We start from the raw sequence: 13,853 nt of genomic DNA on the forward strand, positions 1-13,853 counted from the left end.
AAAAATAGTCATTCTATTGATTATGACGCAAAAAACTTTCTAAAATGTCCTTTATTACAGTTCATCTTCCAGTCTAAACCTAAATTTCAGTATCAGGCTATTGCGTTCAACTTCAAGAGTTATCCAAACATCTTCCTCCGATTTTAAAAGACTATTTATTTGCTGTAATGAATATTTATATGGCAGTGTACTATTTATACTGACAATTACATCTCCTTTTTGCAGACCGCATTTTTCAGCAGCCGATTTTTTGCGAATATTCACAATTTCGTAAACTGGCTTTAACGAAAACTTATATTTAAAATTATCATCTTTTTTACCATCATAAGGATTAACATCTGAAATTGATGTCGCGACTTGTACGGTTTCTAAATGTACTGTTTCCTGCACCCATTGCAATCCATTGTGTTGCACTGTAATACCGCTTTTATTATAAGTGAATGGTTCAGAAAATTTACTGTTTTTTTTAAGATAGAGTTTTTGGTCTTTATAATCCAAAACTACAGTAAAACGCTTTAAAACCTCGCCACCTATTGAGCCAATACGTCCGGGCACCATCTTTACATTGCGAATAGAAGTCGAATCTGGAAACGAAACAATTGGATTTTTAAAATCAAATTCATCAATTGAAAATTTAGATATTTTCGCACGATGTCCCTCAATATCACCACTAAAGCCTTTTCCTAAGAAATCAGGAAAGTTTTTCTTAGGCAATTTGATTTTATTATTTTCAAAAATCCAAAAAGCATCACTATTTCCAATATCAATAAGCAGTTTCGCAGGAATTTCGACACTGTCAACCACTGCATGTGTAGTAATATAAGGTTTAGATCTTTCTATGGAAATTGGAATTTCCTTAAATTTCTTTGCCAATTTCTCTTTAATTTCATTGTTATTCTGATAAACGTAAACCTTTTTCTTTGCGTAATTAATTTCGACTAAATTATTTTTAAAAAATTTATATCCAATGATGCCATTTACTGGAATTCCAATATGCGATGACAAATTAAAATTTTGATCCAAAATAATATACACCAAATGATTGTCAGATTTTATACCATGCGTTTCTAGAATATTATTAGTTGATTTCAAACCTTCTATTTCTTCCTCGCTTCCTAATCCTCTAAGTTTAATTTTTACAACATTATTAAAGCTGACTTCCTTTTGCTCTTCCATACTAAACAAAATTGTCTCTTCAACACCAGAATCCAATAAGAAATTCAATTCAACCCCGTTTACTTTTATCGGAATAAAAACGAGGTTATTAATCAATTTAAACGGGATTGTGATTTTACTGGAATGGCCTTGTATCAAAAAATCACCTTGAGCGTGAATGTTAAAAGATACCAAAAGCCCAAAAAACAACATGAAATATTTTTTCATTGCTAATATTTTAATATAAAATTAATAAAAATATTGATAATTGTTACATTTCGATAACACCTCATAATGTTTACGTTAAATTCGAAAAAAAAATGCAAATTTGCACTTCAATAATTTATACTCATGCCAACAATTTCACACAAAGGCAGAAACATGCCTGAATCTCCGATACGCAAGCTGGCTCCTTTTGCAGATTTAGCAAAGAAAAAAGGACACAAAGTGTATCACTTAAACATTGGTCAACCGGATATCAAGACACCCGAAGTGGCCATCGAGGCGGTAAAAAATATTGATTTAACTCTTATAGAATACAGTCCATCAGCAGGATATGAAAGCTATAGAAAAAAATTAGCAAAATTTTACCAGCGCCAAAATGTAAACGTTAACACAGAAGACATCATTATAACAACTGGTGGTTCTGAAGCCTTACTATTTGCGCTGGCCACAATTACTGATCCTGGAGATGAAATTATTATTCCAGAACCTTTTTATGCTAATTACCATGCATTTGCATCTTCAACAAGTGCAACGGTAGTGCCTCTTGTTTCTACTATTGAAACGGCATTTGCTTTGCCAAGCATTGAGGAAGTTGAAAAACTGATCACACCAAAAACAAAAGCGATTTTAATTTGTAATCCGGGTAATCCAACCGGATATTTATATTCTGAAACAGAAATTAAACAGCTAGCAAGCTTAATCAAAAAGCATGACTTGTATTTAATTGCTGATGAAGTCTATCGTGAATTTTTATACGACGGAGACGATGTGCATTTTTCTGTTATGAATCTTGATGATGTACAACAAAATGTTATCATGGTTGATTCTGTTTCAAAGCGTTATAGTATGTGTGGCGCAAGAATTGGCTGTTTGGTAACAAAAAACAAAGATGTTTTAGCAACGGTTATGAAATTTGCTCAAGCACGTTTAAGTCCGCCAACAATTGAACAGATTGCCTGCGAAGCTGCTATTGACACTCCTCAAAGTTATTTTGATGAAGTTATTGCAGAATACAAAGAACGTCGCGACACTTTAATTTCAGAATTAAATAAAATTGAAGGTGTTATTGTAACTAAGCCAAAAGGCGCCTTTTACTGTATTGCTCAATTACCAATTGCAGATTCTGATGATTTTGCGCAATGGCTTTTAGAAAACTACAATTTAAATGGAGAAACCGTTATGATTGCACCTGCAAAAGGATTTTATTCGACTCCCGGAATGGGCTTGAATCAAGTTCGAATTGCTTACGTTTTAAACAAAAAAGATCTAATTACAGCGGTAAACATCTTAAAAGAAGCTTTGCTAGCGTACAACAATAGATAAACAAACTAAACTTAAACTTTCAAAAGACAATAACCATAAACGTTATTGTCTTTTGTTTTTTGTATCAATTTTAAATTATATCCAAAAAGGATCGATTAAATAATAAAAACCATAGAAAAGGTTTCCTATTTATTAATTATCTTTACCCCCTTAAAAAGATATACCCATCATAATAGTAGTTTTTAATGATAAACAACGAAGATTTTTTAGACGAAATAGGTGACAGTCATTTCAGCAGTAATGCAAAAAACCCTCTAAGAGCGGACGCTTTTGACATAACTGATGAAGAAAAAATAGAAAAAATTAAAAAAGATGTTGAAAACATTCTGCAGACACTTGGAATGGATTTAACAGATGACAGCATAAAAGGCACTCCTAACCGAGTAGCTAAAATGTTTGTAAAAGAAATTTTTGGAGGTTTAAACCCTGCAAAACAGCCAAAAGCTTCTACTTTCGATAATAATTACAAATACGGTGAAATGTTAGTGGAAAAAAACATTACCGTTTACTCTACTTGCGAACACCATTTACTGCCAATCATTGGGCGTGCTCACGTTGCTTATATTTCAAGCGGAAGAGTTATTGGCTTATCAAAAATGAACCGTATTGTTGAATATTATGCTAAAAGACCTCAGGTTCAGGAGCGTTTAACTATGCAGATTGTTCAGGAACTTCAAAAAGCTTTAGGTACCGAAGATGTAGCCTGCGTTATTGATGCTAAACACCTTTGTGTTAACTCAAGAGGAATCAAAGATATTGAAAGCAGTACAGTAACTTCTGAATTTGGCGGAAAATTCAAAGACCCTCAAACGAAAAGAGAATTTCTTGATTATATTAAACTAGAAACTCAGTTTTAGGTTAATCGGTAAATCGTTAATTTGTTTAATCGCTTTGTCAAAAGTATAATTTCCGATTAAACGATTAAACAATTCAACAGTTAAACAGAAAAGAATGTACGTTTTTTCATTTGAAAAGTTAGAAGTCTGGCAAAATGCAAGAATATTCATTTTGGATATTTACAAATTAACTACTAAATTTCCATCGAATGAATTATTTGGAATAACATCTCAAATAAAAAGAAGTTCATCATCAATTGCAACAAATATTGCTGAAGGAACTTCAAGAAATACGAATAAAGATAAAGCGCATTTTTTAACGATATCTTATTCATCTGCGATGGAAACTCTGAATCATTTAATTATTTCAAAAGATTTAAATTACGTTTCTGAAACAGAATATATCGAATCTCGTGAAAAAATTGAAAAAATCTGCAATCAAATAAACAGTTTAAAAAAATACTATCTTTCTAAAGAATAACAAGAAGTTAATTAAAACGATCAGACGTTTACTGCGATTAAACAAATCAACAGTTAGACGATTAAACGATTAAACAGTTAAACGATTAAACAGTAAAAAATAATATGCCACTATATAACAGTCAACCTCTAAAAATATACAATTCACTATCAGGTGAAAAAGAAAATTTCAAACCAATCCATGAAGGAAATGTTGGAATGTATGTTTGCGGACCAACAGTTTATAGTAATGTGCATTTAGGAAACGTAAGAACTTTTATGTCTTTTGATGTAATCTTCAGATACTTTTTACATCTAGATTATAAAGTTCGTTATGTTCGTAATATTACCGATGTTGGTCATATTGTAGATGATGTTGATGAAGGTGAAGATAAGATTGCTAAAAAAGCACGTTTAGAGCAATTAGAACCAATGGAAGTTGTACAGCGCTATACTGTCGATTTTCATGATATTCTAAAAGCTTTCAATTTTTTACCGCCAAGCATTGAGCCAACAGCTACTGGACATATTATCGAACAGATAGAAATCATCAAAAAAATTATTGACAAAGGGATTGGTTATGTTGCCAATGGATCAGTTTATTTTGATGTTGTAAAATACAATGAAACCAACAATTACGGCATTCTAAGCGGAAGAAATATCGAAGATATGCTTGCCAATACACGTGATCTTGACGGCCAATCTGACAAACGAAATCCACAGGATTTTGCACTTTGGAAAAAAGCAGAACCAGAACATATCATGAGATGGCCTTCGCCTTGGAGCGATGGTTTCCCAGGCTGGCATTTAGAATGTACTGCAATGAGTACAAAATATTTAGGTAATCATTTTGACATTCATGGCGGCGGAATGGATTTGAAATTCCCGCATCACGAATGTGAGATTGCTCAAAATGAAGCTTGCACAGGACAATCTCCAGTTAATTATTGGATGCATGCCAATATGCTGACCTTAAACGGAAAGAAAATGGCAAAATCAACTGGAAACAATATATTGCCAGGCGAAATTCTAAGCGGAGATAATACAATATTAAGCAAAGCTTTTTCTGCATCAGTAACTAGATTTTTTATGCTTCAAGCACATTACAGAAGCATTTTAGACTTTTCTGATGATGCCATCACAGCTGCAGAAAAAGGATACAAAAGATTAATGGAAGCACTTGATGCTTTGCCAACTATTGCAGCAAGTAATTCAAGTTCTATTGATTTTCAAGCCTGGAAACAACTGTGCTACGACGCAATGAACGACGACTTCAACACACCAATTTTAATTGCTCAGTTATTTGAAGGAGTGCGTTATATCAATTTATTAAAAGACGGAAAAGAAACAATCACTGCCGAAGATCTAAAAACTTTTACAGCAGCAATTAATGCTTTTGTCTTTAATGTACTTGGACTAAGTGATGAAAAAGGAGCCGATAGCAATAATGATAAATTAGAAGGCGTTGTAAACATGCTTATCGGGATGAGAAATCAAGCCAGAGCTGACAAAAACTTTGCCCTTTCTGACCAAATTCGTGATCAGTTAATCGCTTTGGGAATTCAGCTTAAAGATGGTAAAGAAGGAACCTCTTTTAGTATTTAGCAAAAAAAGTGCGCAGTATTCAGTTTTTTAGTGTTCAGATTTGAACTATAAGTTAAACCGAAAGCTAAAAAATTGACCACTGGTTACTAACAAAGAAGGTTTGGATTTTGAACTGCAAGTTAAAATGAATACTAAAAAACTGAACACTGATCACTAAATAGTATGTTTTCAAAAATTCTAATATACCCATTTGTAATGCTTGTGCGCTTTTACCAAACTGCGATTTCACCTTTTACACCTTCATCATGCAGATTCGAACCAACATGTTCTACTTATATGATTCAGGCATTGCAAACACACGGATTATTTTACGGAGGATATTTAGGAATGAAACGTATTTTAAGTTGCCATCCGTGGGGAAGAACCGGTTATGACCCCGTTCCAGAAAAGAAATGTTCACACAAACATTAACTTTTTATAAAGAGGAGCTCTATTTTAAATATTTATTTTTACAATTAATAAAAAACACAATACTACATGACACACGCCTTAAACTTGGTTTGGAATCCTTCTGAAGGAATAGATCTGGGATTTTTTATGATTCGTTATTACAGTTTAATGTTCGTAATTGCTTTTGGTTTGGGATGGTTCCTAATGAAAAAGATTTTTGAACGTGAAAATGAATCTCTTGACAAACTAGATTCCCTATTTGTTTGGACCGTTTTAGCCACTTTAGCAGGCGCACGCCTAGGACATGTTTTCTTTTATGACTGGGAATATTTTAGAAATCATTTACTTGAAATCTTCTTGCCTTTCAGATTTGAACCAAAATTTGAATTCACAGGATTTCAAGGGTTAGCAAGTCACGGAGCCGCAATTTCAATTATTGTGGCAATGTATTTTTACAGCAAAAAAGTTTTAAAGCGTCCTTTATTATGGATTTTAGACCGTGTCGTTATTCCGGTTGCAAGTGGCGCCATTTTTGTTCGTTTAGGAAACTTTTTCAATTCTGAAATTATCGGACACGAAACAACATCTGCATTCGGAATTCGTTTTTTACATGATACATTCAGTAAAAATGAAGCGGCACAAAAAACCGGAATTGAAAACCCATCAGAAGCATACAGCGCAATCGCTCATGATCCAAAATTTGCCGATTTATTAGCTCTGGTTCCAGCAAAACATCCAACACAATTATACGAAGCATTCTGTTATATTTTCGTATTTGCTATTTTATACTTCTTATACTGGAAAACAAACGCAAGACTTAAATCTGGATACTTATTCGGATTATTTTTAGTGCTTTTATTTGTTGTTCGCTTTATAGTTGAATTTGTAAAAGAAAGTCAAGGCGGTTTTGAAAGCGATTTAGGCTATTTCTCAACCGGACAATGGTTAAGCATACCTTTTATCATTGTAGGCCTTTTCTTTGTCATTAGAGCGCAAAGAAATCCATTAGCCACGTCTTAAAAAGATAATTCATAAAGTTTTAAAGTCCAATACAAAAAATGTATTGGACTTTTTTATATCTCCTATTTCCTAAAAATTACGACTATTATTGAATCCCCATGAAAGCTCTTTTTTACTGATACTTATTATTTATTTTATTTGAAGCAGAAGCCTAATTTTCAAAACAGCACTCGTCCCGCTGTACGCTATATCTTTTTCCTGCTAAAGAAGCAGTAAAAAGGATATCGCTTCCATCGGGGCTAGACTAGATACTTTTGTTTTTAAAAGATGTTTTAGCAAGACCGCAGAACAACCTTTTACGCCCCTATTATCACAAATCAATACAGAGAAAAAATACTAAGCTAAATAGATTTACTGATTTTATTAGAACTTTAAAAAATATAGATCAAACCAAAAAAGCGCAAAAAAAAGATCCAGTTTTCACTGGATCTTTTTTTATATAAACTAAGGTTTAATTAAGCCTTATTATGTTTGTCTTCGATTGTATGCTTATCATCTTTAGAAATCGTGTCAACCAATACTGGCGTAGCGATGAATAATGAAGAATAAGTTCCTACAACGATACCAATTAACATCGCAAAGATAAATCCTCTGATTGATTCTCCACCAAAAATAAACATCGTCAATAATACAATGATCATCATTAATGACGTATTCAACGTTCTAGATAATGTAGTATTAATAGAAGCATTTACGATATCTTCAAAACTTCCTTTACGGTTTCCAATGATAAACTCTCTAATTCTGTCAAATACAATTACAGTATCGTTCATAGAGTATCCAATTACCGTAAGGATTGCCGCGATAAAGTGCTGATCCATTTCCATATGGAATGGCATGAATTTATAGCATAATGAATAGATTCCTAATACAAAGATAACGTCGTGCGCAACAGCAGCAATCGCACCTAATGAATATTGCCATTTACGGAAAGAAATCATTAAGTATAAGAAAATAACAGCCATAGCACCAAGAACTGCCCAGTAAGAGTTAGTTTTGATATCCTCAGAGATTGAAGCTCCAACTTTAGAAGCTTGTAAAACCCCAACTTTTTTACCATCAAAAGAGTTGATGAATTTATCATAAGTAGTATTTGGGTAATACTTATGTAAAGCTTGATATAACTTTTGGTTTACTTCCTCATCGACAGCTACGCCATCTTCTTTAATTTTGTATTTAGTTGTAATTTTCAACTGATCATCATCACCTAAAACTTTAGCCTCAACAGGAGTTCCAAAAGCAGCAGATAATTCATCTGAAATTACTGTAGCATCAACCGGTTTTTCAAATTTAACTTGGAAAGTTCTACCTCCAACAAAATCAACACCTTCATCTAATCCGTTAACGAAGAAGATAGAAACTAAACTCACAACAACTACAATTGAAGAGAAGATATAAGTGAATTTTTTGATTTTAATAAAGTCAAAGTGGAAATTAGTAAACCAGTTTTTAGTAATGTTTGTAGAGAAAGTTAAATCACCTTTTCCAGCAATATTTCTGTCGATAAAAATTCTAGCAATAAAAATTGATGTAAACAATGAAGTTACAATACCAATTAATAATGTCAAAGCAAAACCTTTAATTGGTCCTGTTCCAAAGATAAACAAGATTGCTCCAGTTAAAACGTGTGTAACGTTAGCGTCAATAATAGAACGCATTGCACCGTGCCATCCGTAAGAAGCCACAACAGCTTCTGACAATGATTTACCTTCACGCAGTTCCTCTTTTGCTCTTTCAAATATAATAATGTTCGCATCTACCGCAGTACCTAATGTTAATACGATACCAGCAATACCAGGCAATGTCAATACAAAACCAAAACTTGCCATAATTCCGAATAAGAATAGTAAGTTCAATAACAAAGCAAGGTTAGCGTACCAGCCAGCTTTACCATAATAGAATACCATCCATAAACAAACTAATAAAAATCCTAATACAGATGAGATAGTTCCAGCATCAATTGCAGCCTGACCTAAAGATGGTCCAACAACAGTTGACTGAATAATATCTGCAGAAGCTGGTAATTTACCTGCGTTTAAAACGTTAGCTAAATCTTTAGTTTCAGCTACATCAAAAGATCCTGTAATTTCAGATCTTCCACCAGCAATTGGTCCACTTGTAACTCCAGGAGCAGAGTAAACAATATCATCTAAAACAATAGCAATATAACCTTTTTGGTTGAAAGCTCTTCCTGTCAATTCTTCCCAAACTTTAGCACCTTGGCTGTTCATTTGCATAGAAACAGCTGGCTTACCTAATTGATCAAAAGTATCTTTTGCATCAGTTACAACACCACCGCTCATTGCAGGAACGTTATCTCTGTTACCTTTTAAAGCATATAATTCAACTGCTTCAACTTCTTTTCCTTTAGCATCTTTTAATGTCGTTGGTTTACTCCAAACAAATTTTGCATTGTGTTGGTCAGCAGCCAATAAAACTCTGATATCTGGTCTTTTGAAATATGCATTAACTGTTGCAGTATCTTTAGGAGCAAAGTACCCTAAAACCGGTCCACCACCTTGACCAATCATTTTGTCAAACAATGGATTGTTTCCTTTTTTAGTATCAACAGAATCTTTAGCATCAGTCAATAAAGCATTCAATGAATCTTTAGCAACAGTTTTAGTTTCTGTTGTTTTAACTTCAGTCTTTTTCAAAGCCTCATTAGAAGCTACTAAGAAGTTTCCGATTTCTTCAATTTTATAAGTTTCCCAAAACTCTAATTGAGCTTTTCCTCCTAATAATTTTTTGATTCTATCAACATCCTTAGCACCTGGAAGTTCAACTAAGATTCTTCCTGTCTCTCCTAATTTTTGAATATTTGGCTGTGTAACACCAAATTTGTCGATACGCTCTCTTAATACTTTGTAAGCACTTTCGATAGATTCAGCAACTTTTCTTTTAATTACTTTTTGAGCTTCAGAATCAGACATCTTAAAATCGATTCCGCCTTCACCTTGCATACTTTTGTTTGCAAAGATATCTGGAGAAGCTAATTTTGTAGTTCCGTTTGAATTTGCTTCAAAAGCTTCAAAGAACTTATTTAAATACGTTTTGTTTCCTTCTAAATTTGCAGTTGCATCAGCTAATGATTTATTAAATACTGGATTTTTAGAATTATTTGCTAAACCTTTTAAAACGTCTTTAACAGAGATTTGAAGAATCACGTTGATTCCTCCTTCTAAGTCAAGACCTTTATTTAGCTGTTTGTTTTTTACTTCATTGTAAGTATAATCCGTAAAACCAAGATCAAATACTTTCTCTTTACCAATAGAATCTAAATATTTTAGCTCTTTATCAGGATTATCTCCTGCAAAAGCTTTAGCCTCACCTTTGACATTATTTGCCACAAAAGTGAATGAAAGTTGGTAAATACTTACCAATGCAAATAGAATTGCGAAAAATTTAATAAGTCCTTTATTCTGCATTATTACTAAAAATTAATTATGTTTTATTGTTTGTTTTTGGTTCTAAATTCCCTAAAATAAGCCCTGACATGAGATTTTAAAACTAAAAAATCGAGATCACGAATTACAACATTTTTTTTAAACCGAGCAAATATATAATTCTCGAAATGATTAAGCAATTTATTTATTAATTAATCTCAAAAAAAAGACTGCAAAAGTGCAGCCTTTTCTTTTTTTTACTGTTTTTATTATACTAAAATCGACTTTAGAGCATCATTCATGTTACGAACTGCATCGGCACTTTTCGAAAATAACGCCTTTTCTTGGTCATTTAAATTTATATCTACAATTTCTTCAACGCCATTTTTACCAATTATACACGGCACTCCAATACATATGTCGCTCTGCCCATACTCGCCTTCAACGAAAACAGAACATGCAATCATTTTTTTCTGATCATTCAAAATACTATCCACTAAATACGCCACAGAAGCTCCTGGAGCATACCACGCTGACGTTCCTAGCAAACCAGTTAGAGTTGCTCCACCTACCATTGTATCAGCTGCAACTTTTTGAAGCACTTCTTCTGAAAGAAATTGCGATACAGGTATTCCGTTATAAGATGCTAAGCGTGTTAATGGAATCATAGTTGTATCGCCATGTCCTCCAATTACCATTGCAGAGATATCATTTGCAGGTTTATCCAATGCCAGAGAAAGATAAGTTCTAAAACGCGAGCTGTCTAACGCACCTCCCATACCTATTATTCTGTTTTTTGGCAAGCCTGTCGCTTTTAAAGCTAAGTAAGTCATTGTATCCATAGGATTTGAAACAACAACAATTATAGTATCAGGAGAGTATTTAAGCACGTTTTCAGCAACTGTTTTTACAATTCCTGCATTTATACCTATTAATTCTTCCCTAGTCATTCCTGGTTTTCTTGGAATTCCAGATGTAATTACTACTACATCACTTCCAGCAGTTTTAGAATAATCGTTGGTAACACCAGAAACTTTGGTATTAAAACCCGTGTTTGTGGCACATTGCATAATATCCAACGCTTTACCTTCGGCAAAACCTTCTTTAATATCCAACAGCACTACTTCACTTGCAATTCCTCTATAAGAAATAGCATCTGCACATGTAGCTCCAACATTTCCTGCTCCTACAATGGTAACTTTCATATTTTATACTTTATCGGTTATTAATTTGTCTATTCCTTAAACAGACAATTCGCTTAATTGTCTAGTAAATTTAAACAATTAAACGAATTGGAATTATTAATTTTTCATTTTATGCGTCAATATTTGCGTAAACCGCATTTTTCTCGATAAATTCTCTACGAGGCGGCACTTCGTCACCCATTAACATAGAGAAAACACGATCAGCTTCAGCAAGACTATCAATAGTTACTTGACGTAAAGTTCTAAATGAAGGATCCATTGTGGTTTCCCATAATTGCTCTGCATTCATCTCTCCAAGACCTTTATAACGCTGGATATTTGCACTTCCGCCCATTCTTTCATTTGCCTGATCACGTTGCACATCGTTCCATGCATATTCTTTTTTGTTTCCTTTTTTCACCATATACAAAGGTGGCGCAGCAATATACACGTGTCCTTCTTCAATAAGTTCTTTCATGAAACGGAAAAAGAACGTTAATATTAAGGTAGAAATGTGACTACCATCGACATCGGCATCACACATGATGATTACCTTATGATATCTTAGTTTTTCAATATTAAGCGCTTTACTGTCTTCTGCTGTACCAACTGTTACTCCTAAAGCGGTAAAAATATTTCTGATCTCTTCGTTTTCGAATACTTTGTGGTGCATCGCTTTTTCAACGTTCAAGATCTTACCTCGTAATGGCAAAATTGCTTGGAAGTTACGATCACGACCTTGTTTTGCAGTTCCACCTGCCGAATCTCCCTCGACTAGGTAAACCTCACATCTTGCTGGATCCTGCTCAGAACAATCTGATAATTTCCCTGGCAATCCGCCACCGCCCATAACGGTTTTGCGCTGTACCATTTCACGTGCTTTTTTTGCAGCGTGACGAGCTTGCGCAGCTAGGATTACTTTCTGAATAATAATACGGGCATCATTTGGATTTTCTTCCAAATAATTTTCTAACATTTCTCCAACTGCCTGAGAAACCGGAGAAACTACTTCCCTATTTCCAAGCTTTGTTTTTGTCTGTCCTTCAAATTGAGGCTCCGCTACTTTTACAGAAATAATAGCTGTTAAACCTTCACGGAAATCATCTCCTGAAATTTCAAATTTCAGTTTATCCAACATTCCAGAAGCATCGGCGTATTTTTTAAGCGTTCTTGTCAAACCGCTTCTAAAACCTTGCAAATGCGTTCCTCCTTCGTGTGTATTGATATTATTTACGTAAGAAAAAATATTTTCTGTATAACTTGTATTATAAATCAAGGCAACTTCAACTGGAATCTCACCTTTTTCGTGATCCATACTGATTACATGAGAAATAATTGGCTCACGATTACCATCTAAATAACGGATATATTCTTTTAATCCTTCATCAGAATGGAAAACTTCACTTTTGAATTCCCCTTTTTCATCCACTTCTCTTTTGTCTGTAAACGTAATTGTGATTCCTTTGTTTAAGAAAGAAAGCTCACGCATACGAGCAGATAAAGTATCGTATGAAAACTCTGTAGTCTGTGTAAAGATGGTATTATCAGGATAGAAAGTCTGACGCGTACCTCTTTTATCTGTTTCTCCGATTTGTTTTACCGGATATAATGATTTTCCTCTTTCATATTCCTGCTCATAGATTTTTCCATCTCTAAAAACAGTCGATTTCATATGAACCGAAAGTGCGTTTACAACCGAAACCCCAACACCGTGCAAACCTCCAGAAACTTTATAAGAATCTTTATCAAATTTACCTCCGGCACCAATTTTAGTCATTACTACCTCAAGTGCAGAAACGCCTTCTTTTTTATGTAAATCTACAGGAATACCACGACCGTTGTCCTCAACAGTTACTGAACCGTCTTCATTTATAGCAACTCCAATAGTGTCGCAATGACCTCCCATCGCCTCATCAATAGAGTTGTCAACAACTTCATAAACCAAATGATGAAGCCCTCGAACCCCCACATCTCCAATATACATCGATGGACGCATTCTTACGTGCTCCATTCCTTCTAATGCCTGAATACTATCTGCTGAATAATTGTTCTTCTTGATTTCTTCGCTCATATAATTTATTCTAAAAAAATGTAATTATTGTCTAACACGCAAATATATAAAAACGCAAATTATATATCCGTTAAAATACTATTTAAAGCGCTTAAGTTATTAACACAATTGTCTGAAAAACCAAAAAATAATCCTAAAAGAAGGTTCAAATTCTAATTTCCCTAAATTCTAAATTCCAAAAATAGGAATGCCGTAAAAA

10 protein-coding genes are annotated in these 13,853 nt (G+C 33.7%); 6 read left to right on the plus strand and 4 right to left on the minus strand.

From position 1 onward, the window contains the following. Nucleotides 1-54 precede the first annotated feature (54 nt). A complete protein-coding gene (locus tag EV145_RS10200; protein ID WP_133525114.1) occupies nucleotides 55-1,383 on the minus strand; it encodes a PDZ domain-containing protein in 1,329 nt (442 codons plus the stop codon). Between the two features lie 123 nt (nucleotides 1,384-1,506). Here EV145_RS10200 and EV145_RS10205 point away from each other — a divergent pair, with 123 nt between their 5' ends. The 6 genes from EV145_RS10205 (at nucleotide 1,507) to lgt (ending at nucleotide 7,013) form a co-directional block, all read left to right on the plus strand. After that, nucleotides 1,507-2,703 (plus strand): pyridoxal phosphate-dependent aminotransferase, encoded by a 1,197-nt coding sequence (locus EV145_RS10205; protein ID WP_133525115.1) that lies wholly within the window; start codon nucleotides 1,507-1,509, stop codon nucleotides 2,701-2,703. 185 nt (nucleotides 2,704-2,888) lie between these two features. Continuing rightward, nucleotides 2,889-3,560 (plus strand): GTP cyclohydrolase I FolE, encoded by a 672-nt coding sequence (gene folE, locus EV145_RS10210; protein ID WP_133525116.1) that lies wholly within the window; start codon nucleotides 2,889-2,891, stop codon nucleotides 3,558-3,560. A 94-nt stretch (nucleotides 3,561-3,654) separates the two neighbouring features. Continuing rightward, nucleotides 3,655-4,020 carry a four helix bundle protein gene (locus EV145_RS10215; RefSeq protein WP_133525117.1) on the plus strand — a complete coding sequence of 122 codons (366 nt, stop codon included), beginning with the start codon at nucleotides 3,655-3,657 and terminating at the stop codon, nucleotides 4,018-4,020. A 104-nt stretch (nucleotides 4,021-4,124) separates the two neighbouring features. Next, nucleotides 4,125-5,603 (plus strand): cysteine--tRNA ligase, encoded by a 1,479-nt coding sequence (cysS, locus tag EV145_RS10220; RefSeq protein WP_133525118.1) that lies wholly within the window; start codon nucleotides 4,125-4,127, stop codon nucleotides 5,601-5,603. A 162-nt stretch (nucleotides 5,604-5,765) separates the two neighbouring features. Beyond that, nucleotides 5,766-6,014 carry a membrane protein insertion efficiency factor YidD gene (gene yidD, locus EV145_RS10225; RefSeq protein WP_133525119.1) on the plus strand — a complete coding sequence of 83 codons (249 nt, stop codon included), beginning with the start codon at nucleotides 5,766-5,768 and terminating at the stop codon, nucleotides 6,012-6,014. A gap of 66 nt (nucleotides 6,015-6,080) precedes the next feature. Continuing rightward, complete coding sequence (gene lgt, locus EV145_RS10230; protein WP_133525120.1) at nucleotides 6,081-7,013, plus strand: prolipoprotein diacylglyceryl transferase; 933 nt, start codon at nucleotides 6,081-6,083, stop codon at nucleotides 7,011-7,013. A 455-nt stretch (nucleotides 7,014-7,468) separates the two neighbouring features. Here the strand turns inward: lgt and secDF are convergent, their stop codons facing one another. The 3 genes from secDF to gyrB form a co-directional block, all read right to left on the minus strand. Beyond that, nucleotides 7,469-10,441: a protein translocase subunit SecDF gene (gene secDF, locus EV145_RS10235; protein WP_133525121.1), complete on the minus strand. Its 2,973-nt coding sequence runs from the start codon at nucleotides 10,439-10,441 to the stop codon at nucleotides 7,469-7,471. Between the two features lie 227 nt (nucleotides 10,442-10,668). Further along, nucleotides 10,669-11,604 (minus strand): malate dehydrogenase, encoded by a 936-nt coding sequence (gene mdh / locus EV145_RS10240; protein WP_133525122.1) that lies wholly within the window; start codon nucleotides 11,602-11,604, stop codon nucleotides 10,669-10,671. Between the two features lie 109 nt (nucleotides 11,605-11,713). Beyond that, nucleotides 11,714-13,654, minus strand: a complete 1,941-nt coding sequence (gyrB, locus tag EV145_RS10245; protein WP_133525123.1) for a DNA topoisomerase (ATP-hydrolyzing) subunit B — start codon at nucleotides 13,652-13,654, stop codon at nucleotides 11,714-11,716. Nucleotides 13,655-13,853: the final 199 nt, after the last annotated feature.

The organism is Flavobacterium sp. 245, from assembly GCF_004362055.1.
Classification (GTDB): Bacteria; Bacteroidota; Bacteroidia; order Flavobacteriales; family Flavobacteriaceae; genus Flavobacterium.